Annotated in this window: 17 protein-coding genes; 13 read left to right on the plus strand and 4 right to left on the minus strand. The window is 64.5% G+C overall.

Going from position 1 to position 16,409, the window contains the following annotated elements; genetic code table 11:
* Window positions 1–8: 8 nt before the first annotated feature.
* From ACP8JZ_RS03715 to pyrE, 4 genes are all read left to right on the plus strand, one after another.
* Complete coding sequence (locus ACP8JZ_RS03715) at window positions 9–773, plus strand: dihydroorotate dehydrogenase electron transfer subunit (protein ID WP_484482714.1); 765 nt, start codon at window positions 9–11, stop codon at window positions 771–773.
* Window positions 770–1,702: a dihydroorotate dehydrogenase gene (locus ACP8JZ_RS03720; RefSeq protein ID WP_484482715.1), complete on the plus strand. Its 933-nt coding sequence runs from the start codon at window positions 770–772 to the stop codon at window positions 1,700–1,702. Before ACP8JZ_RS03715 ends, ACP8JZ_RS03720 begins: the two co-directional genes overlap by 4 nt.
* A 120-nt stretch (window positions 1,703–1,822) precedes the next feature.
* On the plus strand, window positions 1,823–2,533 hold the full coding sequence (pyrF, locus tag ACP8JZ_RS03725; RefSeq protein WP_484482716.1) for an orotidine-5'-phosphate decarboxylase: 711 nt from the start codon (window positions 1,823–1,825) through the stop codon (window positions 2,531–2,533).
* A 50-nt stretch (window positions 2,534–2,583) separates the two neighbouring features.
* The gene (gene pyrE / locus ACP8JZ_RS03730; RefSeq protein ID WP_484482717.1) at window positions 2,584–3,234 is read left to right on the plus strand and encodes an orotate phosphoribosyltransferase; all 651 of its coding nucleotides are present in this window, start codon (window positions 2,584–2,586) and stop codon (window positions 3,232–3,234) included.
* Window positions 3,235–3,343: 109 nt separating this feature from the next.
* Here pyrE and ACP8JZ_RS03735 read toward each other — a convergent pair whose 3' ends face one another.
* Both ACP8JZ_RS03735 and ACP8JZ_RS03740 read right to left on the minus strand, forming a co-directional pair.
* Complete coding sequence (locus ACP8JZ_RS03735) at window positions 3,344–4,126, minus strand: fructosamine kinase family protein (RefSeq protein ID WP_484482718.1); 783 nt, start codon at window positions 4,124–4,126, stop codon at window positions 3,344–3,346.
* Between the two features lie 131 nt (window positions 4,127–4,257).
* Window positions 4,258–5,574 (minus strand): YibE/F family protein, encoded by a 1,317-nt coding sequence (locus tag ACP8JZ_RS03740; protein WP_484482719.1) that lies wholly within the window; start codon window positions 5,572–5,574, stop codon window positions 4,258–4,260.
* A gap of 262 nt (window positions 5,575–5,836) precedes the next feature.
* Between ACP8JZ_RS03740 and rimO the strand changes: the two genes are divergently transcribed.
* The 4 genes from rimO to ACP8JZ_RS03760 all read left to right on the plus strand — a co-directional run bounded on the left by rimO (window position 5,837) and on the right by ACP8JZ_RS03760 (window position 8,969).
* On the plus strand, window positions 5,837–7,375 hold the full coding sequence (gene rimO, locus ACP8JZ_RS03745) for a 30S ribosomal protein S12 methylthiotransferase RimO (RefSeq protein ID WP_484482797.1): 1,539 nt from the start codon (window positions 5,837–5,839) through the stop codon (window positions 7,373–7,375).
* 88 nt (window positions 7,376–7,463) lie between these two features.
* Window positions 7,464–8,051 carry a CDP-diacylglycerol--glycerol-3-phosphate 3-phosphatidyltransferase gene (gene pgsA, locus ACP8JZ_RS03750; RefSeq protein WP_484482720.1) on the plus strand — a complete coding sequence of 196 codons (588 nt, stop codon included), beginning with the start codon at window positions 7,464–7,466 and terminating at the stop codon, window positions 8,049–8,051.
* A 64-nt stretch (window positions 8,052–8,115) separates the two neighbouring features.
* Window positions 8,116–8,631 carry a CinA family protein gene (locus ACP8JZ_RS03755; protein ID WP_484484265.1) on the plus strand — a complete coding sequence of 172 codons (516 nt, stop codon included), beginning with the start codon at window positions 8,116–8,118 and terminating at the stop codon, window positions 8,629–8,631.
* A 62-nt stretch (window positions 8,632–8,693) separates the two neighbouring features.
* Window positions 8,694–8,969 (plus strand): helix-turn-helix domain-containing protein, encoded by a 276-nt coding sequence (locus ACP8JZ_RS03760; protein ID WP_023035451.1) that lies wholly within the window; start codon window positions 8,694–8,696, stop codon window positions 8,967–8,969.
* Between the two features lies 1 nt (window position 8,970).
* On the opposite strand, the gene ACP8JZ_RS03765 is transcribed toward ACP8JZ_RS03760, so the two are convergent.
* The gene (locus tag ACP8JZ_RS03765) at window positions 8,971–9,756 is read right to left on the minus strand and encodes a DeoR/GlpR family DNA-binding transcription regulator (RefSeq protein WP_021105504.1); all 786 of its coding nucleotides are present in this window, start codon (window positions 9,754–9,756) and stop codon (window positions 8,971–8,973) included.
* A 220-nt stretch (window positions 9,757–9,976) separates the two neighbouring features.
* On the opposite strand from ACP8JZ_RS03765, the gene ACP8JZ_RS03770 reads away from it, so the two are divergent.
* From ACP8JZ_RS03770 to rny, 4 genes are all read left to right on the plus strand, one after another.
* Window positions 9,977–10,171 carry a DUF3046 domain-containing protein gene (locus ACP8JZ_RS03770; protein WP_036904290.1) on the plus strand — a complete coding sequence of 65 codons (195 nt, stop codon included), beginning with the start codon at window positions 9,977–9,979 and terminating at the stop codon, window positions 10,169–10,171.
* 200 nt (window positions 10,172–10,371) lie between these two features.
* The gene (gene recA, locus ACP8JZ_RS03775) at window positions 10,372–11,433 is read left to right on the plus strand and encodes a recombinase RecA (RefSeq protein ID WP_021103216.1); all 1,062 of its coding nucleotides are present in this window, start codon (window positions 10,372–10,374) and stop codon (window positions 11,431–11,433) included.
* A gap of 152 nt (window positions 11,434–11,585) precedes the next feature.
* Entirely contained in the window at window positions 11,586–12,035 is a 450-nt protein-coding gene (locus ACP8JZ_RS03780; protein WP_484482722.1) for a regulatory protein RecX, read from the plus strand.
* 113 nt (window positions 12,036–12,148) lie between these two features.
* Entirely contained in the window at window positions 12,149–13,621 is a 1,473-nt protein-coding gene (rny, locus tag ACP8JZ_RS03785) for a ribonuclease Y (protein WP_306516998.1), read from the plus strand.
* Between the two features lie 234 nt (window positions 13,622–13,855).
* Here rny and ACP8JZ_RS03790 read toward each other — a convergent pair whose 3' ends face one another.
* Window positions 13,856–14,758 (minus strand): aldose 1-epimerase family protein, encoded by a 903-nt coding sequence (locus ACP8JZ_RS03790; protein ID WP_323459622.1) that lies wholly within the window; start codon window positions 14,756–14,758, stop codon window positions 13,856–13,858.
* 62 nt (window positions 14,759–14,820) lie between these two features.
* On the opposite strand from ACP8JZ_RS03790, the gene miaB reads away from it, so the two are divergent.
* Window positions 14,821–16,290, plus strand: a complete 1,470-nt coding sequence (gene miaB, locus ACP8JZ_RS03795) for a tRNA (N6-isopentenyl adenosine(37)-C2)-methylthiotransferase MiaB (RefSeq protein ID WP_306516996.1) — start codon at window positions 14,821–14,823, stop codon at window positions 16,288–16,290.
* Window positions 16,291–16,409 lie beyond the last annotated feature (119 nt).

Raw genomic sequence — 16,409 nt, forward strand, 5'->3', positions numbered from 1 at the left:
GCCAGCTCATGAGGCTGGAGTCTCGCGAGCAGATCGCGGCTGGGGTGTGGGCCATCGTGGTGCGACGCGACGACCCCACCACCCCAGTTGCCGCTGGCCAGTTCCTCAACGTGCTGTGCGGCACTCGCGTCACCTCGATGGTGCTGCGTCGCCCGTTGTCCATCGCCGACGTGTCCGACGACGGCCGGCTCATCACCCTCATCTTCCGGGTCGTCGGTGCCGGCACGACGGTACTCAGTGAATTGCCGGTCGGCGCCGAGATCGACTGTGCCGGGCCGCTGGGACACGGTTTCGACCTCACCGCGGCCGGGGACCGGGCGCTGCTGTTCGGCGGGGGAGTGGGGGTACCGCCGATGTACCTGCTGGGTCGTCGATTGGCTGAGCGCGGCGTGCAGGTTCAGTTCCGACTGGGCTTCCGCGATGCGGCAGACGTCTTCTGGACCGACCGGTTCGCCCACCTGGGTGAGGTGCTCGTCTCCACCGACGACGGCTCGGTCGGCACCCGTGGCACGGTCGCCGACTTGCAGGGCACCGACCAGGCCAGGCAATTTCCTCCCGACGCAGTGTATGCATGCGGCCCCATCCCGATGCTGCGCCACGTCCAGCAGAGCTTTGCCGCCGATCTTCCCACCCAGCTCTCGCTGGAGGAGCGGATGGCCTGCGGGGTGGGGGCCTGCTACGCCTGCGTCGTTCCGGACGCCGAGCACACTGACCACCAGTGGCGAATCTGCTACGACGGACCCGTCCTCGATGCCGGGAAGGTGATCCTGTGAACGAACGGCTGAACGTACATCTTCCCGGGCTTGACCTCACCAATCCGATCATGCCGGCCTCCGGGTGCTTCGGATTCGGTCAGGAGTACGCCCGATACTTCGACCTCACCCGGTTGGGATCGATCATGGTCAAGGCAACGACTCTGGAGCCGCGCCTGGGCAACCCGGTGCCAAGAGTGGCCGAGAGTCCCTCGGGCATGCTCAACGCCATCGGACTGCAGAACCCCGGCCTGGACGTCGTCCTGGCCGAACGACTGCCGTGGTTGGAACAGCACGCTCCCGGCCTGCCGATCATCGCCAATGTCGCCGGCACGACGACATCGGACTACGTGGCGGTTGCCGAGCGCATCTCCACCGCGCCGAACGTCGCAGCCCTGGAGATCAACATCTCCTGCCCCAACGTCACGCAGGGCGGAATCACCTTCGGAACCCAACCGCAGGCCGCCCACGACCTGACGGCGGCGATCATGGCCGTGTCGTCGGTGCCGGTCTACGTCAAGCTCTCCCCGAACGTCACCGACATCACCGAGATCGCCCGAGCCGTGGCCGACGCCGGGGCCGATGGCCTCACCCTCATCAACACCCTCACCGGGATGCGGTTGGACCTGCACCGGCGTCGTCCGATCATCGCCAATCGCACCGGAGGGCTGTCCGGGCCAGCTGTGCTGCCCATTGCAGTGCGCATGATCGACGCCGTCACCCGTGCGGTGGACCTGCCGGTCATCGGGATGGGCGGGGTCACCACGGCAGCAGACGCCCTGGAACTCATGATGGCCGGAGCCAGCGCGGTCGGGGTGGGAACTGCCAACTTCACCGATCCGCTGGCCTGCCCGAGGATCATCGACGGTTTGGAACCCCTGATGGACGAGTTGGGCATCGACACCCTCGAGAGCCTGCGTGCCGAGGTTCGTTCATCCCGCACGACCTGACGGCTGCACCGCGACTCGTCGGGATCCTCCACGTCTCGCCCGCCACACCACAGTGGTTTCGCCAACTCGTCATCCTTCGCCCAGACACCATCCACACAGCCCACCCGCACAGGAGAACGCATGGACACCAGCAGACCGATCATCGCCCTTGACCTTCCATCCGCCGGGCACGCCCTGGGCTTCGTCTCGAAGTTCACCGAGGAGAAACTCTTCGTCAAGGTGGGCATGGAGCTGTTCTACGCTGCCGGGCCGCAGATCGTCACCGAGCTCAAGGACGCCGGCCACGACGTCTTCTGTGACCTCAAGCTGCACGACATCCCCAACACGGTACGTGGCGCAGCACGCAGCCTGTCCCGGCTGGGGGCAGACCTGCTCACCGTCCATGCCGCCGGGGGCCGGGCCATGATGGAGGCGGCCCTGGAAGGCCTGCACGACGGCGGATCGACGTCCAACGTCATCGCCATCACCCAGCTCACCTCGACCTCGCAGCAGGCCCTGCGCGACGAGCAGCTCGTCGAGGCCCCGCTCATCGAGTCGGTGTGCCACTACGCCGACCTGGCCCGGCAGGCCGGGCTGGCCGGTGTGGTGTGCTCCGCCCTGGAGGCCCGAGCCATCGCCGACGCCACGGCGGAGGACTTCCTGCGGGTCACCCCGGGAATCCGCCCGGCGGGCAGCGCCGTGGGTGACCAGGCCCGGGTGGCCACCCCCGGTACGGCCGCGTCGATGGGATCGTCCGCGATCGTCGTCGGCCGTCCAATCACCAAGGCCGACGATCCGGTGGCTGCCTACCACACCATTCGTGCTGCCTGGCAGAGTGGTCAGGACGCCTGAGCGATCATCCCGACAACCCACCCTCACACGATTTTCGGAAAGGATCAGCCATGACGATTTCCCACCCAGACCTCGCCCGTGACGTGGCCAGCGCCTTGCTGAGCATCAAGGCGGTCTCCCTGAGCCCGGACCAGCCCTTCACCTGGGCCTCGGGACTGCACTCGCCGATCTACTGCGACAACCGCATCACCCTGTCCGACCCCCGCACCCGCGGGCTCATCGCCGAGGGCCTGGCCACCCTCGTCACCGAGAACTTCACACACGTCGACGTCGTTGCCGGCACCGCGACGGCGGGTATCGCTCATGCGGCGCTGGCCGCCGACCGGCTCGGCACATCGATGGCCTACGTGCGTTCGGCCCCCAAGGATCACGGCAAGGGCAACCAGATCGAGGGTCGGATCGAGCCGGGTTCCTCGGTCGTCATGGTCGAGGATCTCATCTCCACCGGTGGCTCGGTGATCGAGGCGGCCAAGGCCGTGGAGCGGGCTGGCAGCACCGTCGTCGGTGTGTTGGCGATCTTCTCCTACGAGCTGGAACGCGGCCACCAGGCCTTTGTGCAGACCGGCTGGCCGCTGTTCACCCTGTCGAACTATCCGACCCTCATCGAGGTCGCGGCGGCGAACCAGGCCATCACGCCGGACCAGCTGGCAGCCCTCAAGACCTGGTCGGCGGATCCGCAGGCCTGGTCGGACGCCCACTGAGCCAGTTCCGGTCATCCGTAGCACATGTCGGTGGGGCATGTGCAGCGGATCCATCGGTGGTGTGAGCCGTGACTCACCCCACCGTGTCTCACACCAGTCCCACCAGATCTCACGCCCAGCGGCGTGCGATGGACACCGTCGGGCCCACGTAGGAGCGTCCGAACACGGCACAGTGCATGACGAGCATGTGCACCTGGTGCAGTTCGATGCGCTCCTGCCATCCTGGGGCCAAGGGGGACTCCTCGTCGTAGGCGGCGCGGATGCGCTCGGTGAACGGTGCTCCGAAGACGTTGAGGGAGGCGAGGTCCTCCTCGGCGTGCCCGCCCTGGGCCGCCGGATCGATGAGGGTGGCGCCGTCTGGGGTCCACATGATGTTACCGCTCCACATGTCGCCGTGGATGCGTGCCGCCACGCCATCGCGTCGCACCAGCTCAGGTTGGTCATGGTCCAGTGCTCCACTGGCCAGGGTGGAGCACAGTTTGTCCATGATCCGGCGGTCGTCGTGGTCGAAGGCCGGGGCATCCAGATATGGCGCGATGCGGTAGGTCGCGTAGAACTCACCCCACGAGCCACCAGTGGGTTCGGTGGGAAAGCTGAGGTTGGCCTGCCCGATCCAGCGGTGGGACGGTGACCCCGGCGGGGGAGCACCAAGATACTCGGCCCCGGCGGCATGGGTGTGGGCCAGGGCACGCCCGAACTCCTCGGCGGCCTCGGCGGTCGGGGCCACCGACCGCAGGCGTGGCTCGGTGAGCCAGGTCGAGCCGTGGTCGAGAACCGGGACGATCGGTGCAGCCTGGGGGCCGGCCTGCGCCAGCCACGTCAACCCTGCCACCTCGTAGTCGATGGCTCCGGGACGGGAATCGGTCTTGCGGAAGGTCTGCGATGCGCTCACGTCTCGAGCCTAGGTGTTTCAGCCAGGCGTTCCCAGACATCCCGTATCACCCGCGATGAAACTCGCCATTCGAGTCCGGAATCCCCGGTGCGTACACATCTCGTGTCAGGACAGTGCCACGATGGCCACGCTCAGCGATCCTGCGGTGCGAACGGCGAGACGTCCTCCGCTGGGACTGTGCGTTGCCCGTCAGCACGTGTTGGCACACTGGCCACCGCCACCGCCGTCGTCAACGGAACGGCCAGCACCAGACCGATCGACCCGACGAGCGTTCGGATGATCTCCGCGGCGAACTGCTCACTGGTGAGCACCTGCCACAACGGCTGGTTGTCCAGGTGCATGAGAACGAGCACCGGCAGCGCGGCTCCGGCCGCGGCGAAGGCGGTCGTGTAGATCGTCGAGGCGATGTGATCGCGTCCAATACGCATGGCACTGGTGAACAACCGTCGCCGGTCCAGTCCTCCCTCCCAGATGTCGGCAAGTTCCCACACTGCCGAGGCCTGGGTGATGGTGACGTCGTTGAGCACACCCAGTCCGGCGACGACGATGGCGCAGGTGACGAGGACCGACATGTGCATCTGCGGTGCGATCGCTCCCAGCAGAAGGTCGTCCTCGCCGCTCACACCGGTGAAATGTGACCAGGTCGCTGCCCACATCCCCAGTCCGGCGCACACCAGGATGCCGAAAATCGTGCCGACCAGCGCAGTCGTGGTGCGCATGTTGACGCCGTGGGTGAGGTACAGCACGAGGAACATGATCGCCAGGCTGGTCACCACACCGATGAGCAGCGGGTCACGACCCATGACGAGTGCGGGGATCATGAACGTCCAGATGAGCCACAATGCGAACCCCAGGGCGACGACGGCACGTACCCCTCGCCACCTGGCCACGGCGATGACGACGACGAGAAAGATGAGGGCGAAGGCAATCATCGAGTGGTTCCGGTCGAAGTCACGGAACTGGTAGGTACCGTCCCCACCGGACGGATCTGGCACGTGATAGACGACGACGTTTTGCCCGGGGCTGATTCCCGAGTCCCACACGGCGTGGTTGACGGTGAGATCGACGACCTTGCCTGCGCCGGCATCTGTGTCGATACGCACACTGAGGGAGCCACACTTGTTGGACGGATCCTGTGCGGGAGTCTCCAGGCCAGCATCCTGACACGAGATCGCCGTGGCCTTCTGCACCGTGGCCTCGTGCACGGTGACACCGTCGGCATAGGTGGCTCCCTGGCCAGCAGCCACGTGGTCGTGGATGTTGCCGTGTGGCCACAGTCGTACCAAGCCCAGGGCGGTGAGGGCACCGACGATGACGAGGACGACGATCAGCGCGATCTGTCCTGGCCCAAGTGGTCGGGAGCCAGCCGGATCGGGATCGCTCGGATGTGGTACGGCATGGGACTGATGGTGTGCCGAGGTGTGGCTGTGCAGATGACTGTGTGTCACGTTGGGCTCATTCCGTGTGGCAGGGGGCTCGTCGCGTGTGGCGGGGCCGGGACGCTCGTACCACATACGTACCAGAGCTCGAGATGTGACAAAAATGGACGTGTGTCAAATTGCTCGATGTGTGACGAAAATGTGGGCGTCGTTCGTCACACCAGGTCGGCCTGCATGACTCGGCCGGGATGCTTCGCAGACCCGTGAGGACGTAACATCGGAGATCAGCATCGACCGTGAATGGAGTCTCGTGTCCGGCACCGACAAACTCATGACCGTCCACCTCGTCTCGATGGGGTGCGCGCGCAACGACGTCGATTCCGAGGAATTGGCGGCCCGACTGGAGACCGGGGGATTTCGTCTGGTGGACGATCCCGAGCAGGCTGAGACGGTCGTCGTCAACACCTGTGGGTTCATCGAACAGGCCAAGAAGGACTCGGTGGACACCCTGCTGGCTGCAGCAGACCTCAAGGAGACTGGCTCGACCAAGGCCGTCGTCGCCGTGGGATGCATGGCTGAACGGTATGGACGAGAACTCGCCCAGGCCCTGCCCGAGGCGGACGCAGTGCTCGGTTTCGACGACTACGACGACATCGCTGGTCGACTCCAGACGATTCTGTCCGGCGGATCCATCGAGGCCCACGTCCCCCGGGATCGTCGCACCCTGCTACCGCTCTCGCCAGTGGCACGTCAGGCCGCAGCCGACGAGGTCGCAGCACCAGGCCACCACACTGCTCCTGCTGCGGATCAGCACACCGCCTCGAGTGACCGCGCAGCCGCCCCTGCTCGAACCGAGGAAGGTCAGGCATCGTCAGGTTCGCCCGCGGCGACTCTCAATCCCGCTGAGAACGCCCCCGATCTTCCCGCTGGACTGGCACCGGCCTCCGGACCACGAGCACGACGACGCCGCTTGGGTTCTGGCCCATACGCCCCACTCAAGATGGCCTCGGGCTGTGATCGCCGGTGTGCCTTCTGCGCGATCCCGCGGTTTCGCGGATCGTACCTCTCCCGGCCTCGGCAGGAAATCGTCGAGGAGGCCCGTTGGCTCGTCGACCACGGTGTGCGTGAGGTGTTCCTCGTCTCGGAGAACTCCAGCTCGTTCGGCAAGGACCTCGGGGATCTGCGCATGCTCGAAAAACTCCTGGTCGACCTGGACCGGGTAGCCGGATTGGACTGGGTGCGTGTGTCGTACCTGCAGCCGGCCGAGTTGCGCCCCAGCCTCGTCGACGTCATGCTCACCACCCCAAAGGTCGTCCCGTACTTCGACCTGTCCTTCCAGCACGCCTCTGGCTCCTTGCTGCGGCGGATGCGTCGGTTCGGTGACGCCGAGTCGTTCCTGGGGATCATCGACGACATTCGCCGACGCTGCCCCGAGGCGGGGTTCCGATCCAACTTCATCGTCGGTTTCCCCGGTGAGACCGACGAGGACGTCGCTGTCCTGCACGACTTCCTCGCCCAGGCCCGGCTGGACGTTGCTGGAGTCTTCGCCTACTCCGATGAGGAGGACACCGAGGCTGCCACCCTCGACGGACATGTTCCCGACGAGGTCATCGAGGAACGTCGTTCCGCACTGGCCGATCTCGTCGACGAACTCATGGCCCAGCGTGCCGAGGAGCGGATCGGGGAGCGCACTCGGGTGCTCATCGAGGACGTCGACGCACAGACGGCGACGGGCCGAGCCCCGCACCAGGGCCCCGAGGTGGATGGAACGGTGTGCCTCCCCGATGCGATGGGGCTGCACGTCGGAGATCTGGTGGACGTCACGATCACTGGTTGCGAGGGGATCGACCTCACCGGGGAGCTGGCCTGATTCGCACGTCATTTCCGGTGGTCGTCCGTGCCGTCCGCGGCCCGAGGCGCTGCCAGAAACGACATACTGTAACCATGCGAGGATACCGATGAGTGACGACGAGACCAGACCCAGCAACATCAACGTCCCGAACGCGCTGACGGTCCTCAGGATCGTTCTGGTGCCGGTTTTCGGATGGATGTTGCTTGCCCATGCCCACGAGGGCAGTTGGCGCAGCGCATCGACGATCGTCTTCATCGTCGCCATCCTCACCGATTTCGTCGATGGGAAGGTCGCGCGCAAGTACGGCCTCGTCACCAATTTCGGCAAGATCTGGGACTCGGTGGCCGACAAGGCCCTCACCGGTATGGCATTCATCGGGTTGTCGATCCTCGGTGAACTGCCGTGGTGGATGACGATTCTCATCCTGTTGCGGGAGTGGGGGATCACCCTCATGCGGGTGTTCATGCTCAAGTACCAGGTGATGGCTGCCAACCGGGGCGGCAAACTCAAGACGGCCACCCAGGCCCTCGCCATCATCATGTTCTGTCTTGGTCTGTGGCGCGTGCCCACCTGGGTTGTCGTCATCGCCTGGAGCGTCATGATCGTGGCCTTCGTCCTGACGATTCTCACCGGTCTGTTCTATCTGCGTGATGCCTGGCGAATCCGACGTGATGCCGTGCGTCAACGGCAATGATTCCTCCGGGACGTATTCGTGCAATGGCCGGGTTTGGAATCAATCGGATTGAGGGGAATGAATCATGAGGAGCAACACCATGCTCGAGCAGTCCCATGCATCGGCTCACCGTCTCGTGCACCTGCTCGCCGATGCCGAGCTCACCGCGGCCACCTGTGAATCCCTCACCGGTGGACTGGTCGGGGCGACGATCACCTCGGTACCCGGTTCTTCAGCCATTTTCCGTGGTGGTCTCATCACCTATGCGAGCGATCTCAAGACCGTTCTGGCAGGGGTGGACGCCGACTGGATCGACGAGCACGGCGTCATCAACGCCATGACTGCTCGTCAAATGGCCACTGGGTGCGCGCAGGCCTGTCAGGCCGATCTCGGGCTGGCCTGTACTGGTGTTGCCGGACCCGACCGGCAGGACGGGCAGCGTCCCGGGACGGTGCACATAGCCGTGGCCCACGATGCCCAGGTGTTCACCCGTCAGCTCAGTCTTTCCGGGGAGCGTGAGGCAGTTCGTCTTGGCACTGTTTCCGCTCTCCTCGAATTCACATGTCACGTAATACGAGAAAAGATCAAAGACATTCCTTGATTTTCGGGAATGAACTGATCCTGCTGCGTGTTGTACCTCGTGAACGAACAAGGAGGATCAGCATGAAACCAGGTCTGTTACGTGAACTTCTGGGCGAGGCACTCCGGGAGCAGCGTTTCGCGCAGTGTCGTACCCTGCGCGAAGTCTCCTCTGATGCCCGCGTGTCCCTGGGATATCTCTCCGAGGTCGAGCGAGGGCAGAAGGAGGCGTCCAGCGAACTCATCTCCTCGATCTGCCACGCCTTGGACCTCAATCAGTCCGATCTCATGCTGCTGGTCTCTGCCAAGTTCCGTGAGCTCGAGGACGGTAGCTCCCGCAAGGCTGCCCTGGCAGCCTGATTCACGATGTCTTGGCCTTGGGGTCCGGTGGGCAGTCGGGATCGGTGACGATGCGCACGGTGACTCCGAGACTGCGTATGCGCGAGATCTCGCGGGCGTCTGCCGTGTCGTCCGTGATGAGGACGTCAATGTCCTTGGTCTCGGCCATTTTGGCGAGTGTCACCTGGCCGATCTTTGAGCCGTCGACGACGGCAATCACGCGGGGCGCCTGCCGGATCATGGTGTGGTTCGTGGCCGCCTCGATGGGGTCATGGGTGGTCAACCCGCCTGCAACGCTCAGGCCATCGCACCCGACGATGGCCGTACCGATGTTGGCGAGCTTGAACGTGTTCTCCGCCAGGAGGCCGACCAGTTCCAACGAGGAGCTGCGCAGGACACCGCCGGTGATGAGCACCCGCTGTTGACCGTGACGAGCAGCCTCCAGGGCGATGCTCACCGAGTTCGTGACGATGGTGAGATCGTGACGGTGGTGCAGGGCCCGCACCACTTCGGCGGTGGTCGTACCTCCGGTGAGCGCGATGGCGTGACGTCCGCGCGGCAACTCGGCCACGGCGGTTCTAGCGATGGCCTGCTTGGCCTGGTGGTGACGGCCATCGCGAAGGTTGACGGGCAGCTCCCCATCTGGTCCAGTGCTGCGAGCCCCACCGTGGGTGCGTATCAGGAGGCCCTGTTCCGCCAGGACTGCGACATCACGCCGGATGGTCGCAACGCTGGTCCCCAATGTTGTCGCAATGTCTCGAAGTTGAACCTCACCATGCTCCCTGAGAATTGCCAGGAGAGTGACCATGCGTTCGCTGCGTCTGCTGGACGTGGCGGATTCGCTCGTCCTGACCATGGTGCCTCCTTGCAGTGGAGCGATGCCTGGCGTCAACCATCGTGCTTCGGGGGCGACGCGTGCTCGACGATGTGGTGGGTTCCCGATTGGATGCTCCACGGTCCTCGCGGCTGTGAGCGAACCACCACGGGTATCCATTCTACGTGCTCCCCAGGTGCCATACTCTGGCCTCGTGCGTGAATCTGAGCTGTGGCGACGCTTGACCGAGGTGCTTGGTGATGGATATGTGCGCAGTTGGGCTGGCTCCCAGGCCATTCCCGAACTGGGTTCGCGCACCGTCCTCGAGGCCCTGGAACAGGGCGAGTCACCGAAGACTATCTGGCGTGCGTGTTGGACCTTGCTGGAACTGCCCGACTCGCTGCGTTGACCGGGGGACTCCCTTGGTTGAAAATCGAACACATGTTCGTTATCCTGTTGTCCACAGGGCCACGCTGCGCGGCGTCGATGATCCACAGATGTCTTTCGCCTCTGCCGGATTGTCACTGCCAGCGCCTACGGTTTGAGTGACTGCCGGATGATCCGGTTGACGATGGCAGGTCCGACCTGCCCTGATGAAAGGTGTCAAGGATGGTAGCTGCGGCGGATCGGGAAAAGGCGCTCAAGGCTGCTCTCAGTCAGATTGAGAAGCAGCATGGCAAGGGTTCGGTCATGCGACTGGGGGAACGCGAAGCAGTCAAGATTGCGGCGATCCCCACTGGATCGGTCGCGCTCGACATCGCTCTGGGCGTTGGTGGACTCCCACGTGGCCGGATCGTCGAGATCTACGGACCGGAGTCCAGCGGTAAGACCACGGTTGCCCTGCACGCAATCGCCAATGCCCAGGCCGAGGGGGGCATCTGCGCTTTCATCGACGCCGAGCATGCACTGGATCCCGAGTACGCGGAAAAGTTGGGTGTTGACACCGATGCGCTGCTGGTCAGTCAGCCCGACAACGGTGAGCAGGCCCTGGAAATTGCCGACACCCTGGTGCGGTCGGGGGCCTTGGAACTGATCGTCGTCGACTCGGTGGCTGCTCTCACTCCCAAGGCGGAGATCGAGGGTGAGATGGGCGACTCCCACGTGGGTCTGCAGGCCAGGTTGATGAGTCAGGCGCTGCGAAAGATGGCCGGAGCTCTCAATGCCGCTGGTACCACGGCAATCTTCATCAACCAGTTGCGTGAGAAGATCGGCGTCATGTTCGGCTCCCCGGAAACCACCACTGGTGGTCGGGCCCTGAAGTTCTACTCCTCGGTTCGTCTTGACGTGCGACGCATCGAGACGCTCAAGGACGGTGGGGACATGGTGGGCAACCGTACCCGGGTCAAGGTCGTCAAGAACAAGGTGGCTCCGCCGTTCAAGCAGGCCGAGTTCGACATCCTCTACGGCAGGGGAATCTCCCGGGAGGGCAGCATCATTGATCTCGGTGTGGACACCGGCATCATCACCAAGTCCGGGTCGTGGTTCAGCTGTGACGGGGAGCAGCTGGGGCAGGGCAAGGAGAACGTGCGAACCTTCCTGCGGGCCAACCCTGACGTCACTGATTCCCTGGAGGCACGGATCAGGACGAAGCTTGGACTCGACGAGGAGGAGGTGCCCGAGGGAGTCGATCCCCACACTGGCGAGGTGAAGTCTGACGAGGCGGAATCCTGACCGTGACCAGGGGTGAGCACACGCGCCCGGAAACAGGTGCCGCTACGGTCGGTTCCTCATCACGACGGGGGAGGGGGTCTCGGAGAAGAGCGAGGATCCCCGACCCTGACGAGCTCAGTGACGATGAATGGTATGAGCGAGGACGAGAGGTCGTGCTCACCAAACTTGACTCACGGGCGCACACACGCGGTGAACTTGGCATCGCCATGTCCCGCAACGGGGTGCCTGAGCAGGTCCAGCACCAGGTTCTGGATCGGTTCGAGGAACTTGGTCTGATCGACGATGGCAACTTCGCCATGCAATGGGTGGAGTCACGCCATGGCGCGCGTGGACTGTCCCGGCGAGCTGTGGCCATGGAGCTGTCCCGCAAGGGCGTGGCCCCGGACGTCATCGATGAGGCCGTCAACCACATCTCCGATGATGACGAGGCCCGGGCAGCCGTGGAACTTGCCCGGAAGAAGTTTCGAACAGGCGCCTCGGTGCCCGAGCCCAGACTCACTCGCAGGGTTGCCGCTGCACTGGCGCGCAAGGGTTACGGTCCAGACATCACCTGGCAGGCGGTACGCCAGGTCAAGGAGGAACTGGGCGACGATGAGTGGTGAGGTGCTCATACCCCAGTGAGCCGTTGTGCGATCGATTGTGGCAAGGTTGAACCCTACAATTATCAAAGAACGATGGTGCGTTGCGTGCATCATCTGCTGACGAAGGGGACGAAATGATCGCTCAGATCGGTACCCTCGTGTCATGGAATCCTTGGCCGGTCGTCTCGATCGTTCTGGCCGTTGCGCTGACCGCCACCATCGTCGGTGGATTTCTCTCGCGACGCAAGGCCGGATCGGTCGTCGAAGCCGGTCGTGACGAACTGGAACGGGATCGCACCAGGTTGGAACGGCAGATGGCCCAACGCCGTTGCGATCTCGAGGCCGATATCGAGGGGCACCGACAGTCCCTCGACACTGCACATGCGGATCGAATGGCGCTGCTCGACGAGAAGATCGAGCAGGCGGAGGTCGAGCTGAAGAAAGCTGACGACGAGCTTGTGCACATCGGTGCTCTCACTGCGGAACAGGCTCGCGAGGAGATCATGACTCGGGCGCGGGAGGAGGCCGTCCTGGAGGCCGAACAGCTGACCCGATCCGTCGTGGCCCAGGCCAGAATGAATGCCGAGGCCAAGGCCCGGGACGTCATCGCCACGGCCATCGAGCGATATGCCGGTGAGGTGACTGCTGATTCCGTGGTGGCCGTCGTCGACCTGCCGTCCGATGCCATGAAGGGCAGGATCATCGGTCGTGAGGGCCGCAACATCCGCGCCATCGAGCAGACGACTGGTGCCACGATCATTGTCGACGACACCCCCGGCATCGTCCTGGTGAGCTGTTTCGACCCCATGCGTCGTGAAGTCGCCAAGACCACGCTGGAGCGTCTCGTCGCCGATGGCCGGATCCATCCCGGACGTATCGAGCAGGCACATCGACGAGCCGTGGAGCAGATCGAGAACATGTGTCTGTCGGCAGCCGACGATGCTCTCGGCCAACTCCGCATCACCCAGTTCCCCGATCCGTTGCGCCCCATCGTCGGGTCGCTGAAGTTCCGGACCTCCTACGGCCAGGACGTGTTGTCCCACAGTGTCGAGTGTGGGCGTCTGGCTGCCCAACTTGCCGCCGAGATCGGGGCGGATGCCGAGGCGTGTACCCGAGCGGCATTTCTGCACGACATCGGCAAGGCCCTCACTCCCGGTATCGAGGGACCTCATGCGGCCGTGGGCGCTGAACTGGCGCGTCGGTATGGGGAGAGTGACGAGGTCGTCCACGCCATCGCGGCCCACCACGACGAGATACCCGTGGAATCCGTCACCGATCTCATCACCCAGGCCGCCGATGCCATCTCCGCCTCACGCCCCGGTGCCAGACGCGATTCCCTGGAGTCCCATGTCAGCCGGCTGGAGGAGATGGAGACCCTTGCGCAATCCCACAGCGGGGTACAGCGGGCAGTCGCCGTCCAGGCGGGGCGAGAACTGCGTGTCATGGTCGATCCCGAGGAGATCGACGATCTGGCAGCTCGAGAGCTGGCCCGCTCCATCGTCGCCGAGGTGGCGGATCGAGTTGTCGTACCGGGCCAGGTACGGGTCATCGTCATTCGGGAGACTCGTGCCGTGGAGGTCATCGGCCAATCCGGGCCGCGCGACTGAGATGCCTGCCTCTCAGTGACCATGCTGTTGTCAGATGGGAACAAGCGGGATTTCCCTCATGTGTCACACCGGGTCATCCCACGCCGGCGGGGCGAAGCAGTCGAAGCGCATGTGTGCTGCTTGGCCCCTCGGGCCCGGTGACACATGTCGGGCCATGGCCCCGGCGGTACCTGCTCCGGCGACTGCTGCGTCCCGAATCACAGGTTCGTAGGGACGCCAGGGGGTGGATTCCCCTCAGAGGTGGATTCCCCACCTCATCTCGACGCCTGATCCAGGCTCCAGGCGCAACATCGAATCATGGGTGGGGCCCTCATTGAAGGCATCCGGTCCGCACGTCATGGGCTCGACGGCAAGGCTCGAGCGGTCGTCGGGGGTGTAGATCTGTACCCATCCGAAATGTTCGTCCGCCCACAGAACGCGACGCTCGGCCCCGCATCTCAGCTGTATCTGCCAGGATCCACCAGGGCCTCCGGTGAAGGCAGTGTCCAGATGTCGCTCGCCAAGAGTGGTGTCGCTCAGATCCGTCGGGCCCTGCACCGTGGCAACTTCCACCGGGAGCAGACGCTCGTTGACCACGGCACACGTGCGGAACGGGGAGCTCACCTGCCACTGATCGATCGAGCCGGTCATGACGAGGTAGGGGTGTGCGGCGTAGCCGAACGGCACAGCAGTGGTGCCCACGTTGCGTGCTGCCAGATGCACCGTCATGCCCCCGGCGTCAAGATGATGGGTGAGAAGTGCCTCCAGCATTCCAGGCCAACCGTCCTGGGGAGCGATGACCAGCCGCTGACGTACCGTGTCCTGCCCCAGCTCGACGAGGCGCCACATGGCCCACCTCGCCAGCCCGTGGATGGCGTTGCCACGCTCCACCTCATTGATGGCCAGCTGCTGGGGCTGACCATCGAAGACGTAGCGCCCGTCGCGCACCCGGTTGGGCCAGGGCAACAGCTGCTGACCGCGTGCATCCGTGGGAACTGCGTCGACTGCGGTGGGGACGATGAGATCGACACCGTCATGGCTCAGAGCACGCAGGGTCGCCCCCTGCTCGGTGACGACCGCGCAGTAGCCTCCGCCCGAGATCTCATACTGCTCGCCGGTGGGCGGCATCGGGTGATTCTGCGCATCACTGCTGGTCATGGACCAACCCTAGCGTCTGCAATTGTGACATGGGTTCACCTGAGTCGTAGAGTTGGGCCGCCATGACACGTGAAGCTGCGCCGACCTATCGGGTGGTCACCTACGGGTGCCAGATGAATGTCCACGATTCCGAACGGATAGCCGGTCTGTTGGAGGACGCCGGCTATGTTCGCGACCCCAGACAGGACACCTTGGACCCGGCCGACGTCGTCGTCTTCAACACCTGTGCCGTCCGGGAGAACGCCGACAACCGACTCTACGGAACGCTCGGTCACATGGCTGCCGTCAAGGCCAAGCACCCCGCCATGCAGCTGGCCGTCGGCGGATGCATGGCTCAGAAGGACAAGGACACCGTCCTGACCAGGGCCCCGTGGGTGGACGTCGTCTTCGGCACCCACAACGTCGGCTCCCTGCCGGCACTGCTGTTGCGGGCCCGTGCCAACCATGAGGCCGCGATCGAGATCGAGGACGCTCTCGTGACGTTTCCCTCCAACCTACCGACGCATCGGGACAGTGCCTACTCGGCCTGGGTGTCCATCTCCGTGGGGTGCAACAACACCTGCACCTTCTGCATCGTGCCGCAGCTGCGTGGCAAGGAGGCCGATCGACGCCCCGGCGAGATTCTGGCCGAGATCCAGACCCTGGTCGACGAAGGTGTGCAGGAGATCACCCTGCTCGGGCAGAACGTCAACTCCTACGGGGTTCAGTTCGGGGATCGGGGAGCATTCGCCAAGTTGTTGCGGGCCTGCGGTGAGATCGACGGGTTGGAGCGGGTGCGATTCACCTCTCCCCATCCGGCGGCCTTCACCGACGACGTCATCGAGGCGATGGCCGAGACCCCCAACGTCATGCCAAGCCTGCACATGCCGCTGCAGTCCGGGTCGGACGCGGTGCTGCGTCGCATGCGCCGCTCGTACCGCTCCTCGAAATTCCTCGGTATTCTCGATCGAGTGCGTGCCGCAATCCCCGAGGCCGCCATCACCACGGACATCATCGTGGGCTTCCCCGGCGAGACCGACGAGGAGTTCGAGGAGACGATGCGCATCGTCGAGCAGTCACGGTTCTCGGCGGCCTACACCTTTCAATACTCGATCCGCCCCAACACGCCGGCTGGTGTCATGACCGATCAGGTGCCCAAGGAGGTCGTCCAGGAACGCTACGAACGGCTCGTCGCCCTGGTGGACGACATGTCCTGGCAGGAGAACCAAGCCCAGCAGGGCAGGACCGTCGAGGTGATGTTCGCTGAGGGGGAGGGGCGCAAGGACAACCAGACCCATCGCATGACGGGTCGTAGCCGCGACAATCGGCTCGTGCACGTCGGTCTGGGGCCCCATGACGAGGTACCCCGTCCCGGTGACCTTGCACATGTCGTCATCACCGGTGCGCATCCGCATCACCTCACCGCCGACCACGGATTGCTGGACCTGCGTCGCACTCCTGGCGGTGATGCCTGGCAGGCACGTCAGGAGGCCGGCCAGGATGGTGCCCCCACAGGTGTGGACCTGGGCATGCCGAGGATTCCCCGGTCATGAAAATCGGTGACGCGGGAGCCGCGATGACCATGAGTCCGGTGTGTTTTGAACGGACACGGCGGAACTGGTGAAAAACAACGGTGGTGACGAGTTTCGCTCGTCACCACCGTGTCAACCTC

Source organism: Cutibacterium sp. LaCa_286, assembly GCF_057198075.1.

What these genes read in the sequence shown, in the direction of transcription:
- ACP8JZ_RS03715 (WP_484482714.1), top strand. Translation starts at nt 9, where the DNA reads ATGAGGCTGGAGTCTCGCGAGCAGATCGCGGCTGGGGTGTGGGCCATC.
- pyrF (WP_484482716.1), top strand. Translation starts at nt 1,823, where the DNA reads ATGGACACCAGCAGACCGATCATCGCCCTTGACCTTCCATCCGCCGGG.
- pyrE (WP_484482717.1), top strand. Translation starts at nt 2,584, where the DNA reads ATGACGATTTCCCACCCAGACCTCGCCCGTGACGTGGCCAGCGCCTTG.
- rimO (WP_484482797.1), top strand. Translation starts at nt 5,837, where the DNA reads ATGACCGTCCACCTCGTCTCGATGGGGTGCGCGCGCAACGACGTCGAT.
- pgsA (WP_484482720.1), top strand. Translation starts at nt 7,464, where the DNA reads ATGAGTGACGACGAGACCAGACCCAGCAACATCAACGTCCCGAACGCG.
- ACP8JZ_RS03755 (WP_484484265.1), top strand. Translation starts at nt 8,116, where the DNA reads ATGAGGAGCAACACCATGCTCGAGCAGTCCCATGCATCGGCTCACCGT.
- ACP8JZ_RS03760 (WP_023035451.1), top strand. Translation starts at nt 8,694, where the DNA reads ATGAAACCAGGTCTGTTACGTGAACTTCTGGGCGAGGCACTCCGGGAG.
- ACP8JZ_RS03765 (WP_021105504.1), bottom strand. Translation starts at nt 9,756, where the DNA reads ATGGTCACTCTCCTGGCAATTCTCAGGGAGCATGGTGAGGTTCAACTT.
- recA (WP_021103216.1), top strand. Translation starts at nt 10,372, where the DNA reads ATGGTAGCTGCGGCGGATCGGGAAAAGGCGCTCAAGGCTGCTCTCAGT.
- rny (WP_306516998.1), top strand. Translation starts at nt 12,149, where the DNA reads ATGATCGCTCAGATCGGTACCCTCGTGTCATGGAATCCTTGGCCGGTC.
- ACP8JZ_RS03790 (WP_323459622.1), bottom strand. Translation starts at nt 14,758, where the DNA reads ATGACCAGCAGTGATGCGCAGAATCACCCGATGCCGCCCACCGGCGAG.
- miaB (WP_306516996.1), top strand. Translation starts at nt 14,821, where the DNA reads ATGACACGTGAAGCTGCGCCGACCTATCGGGTGGTCACCTACGGGTGC.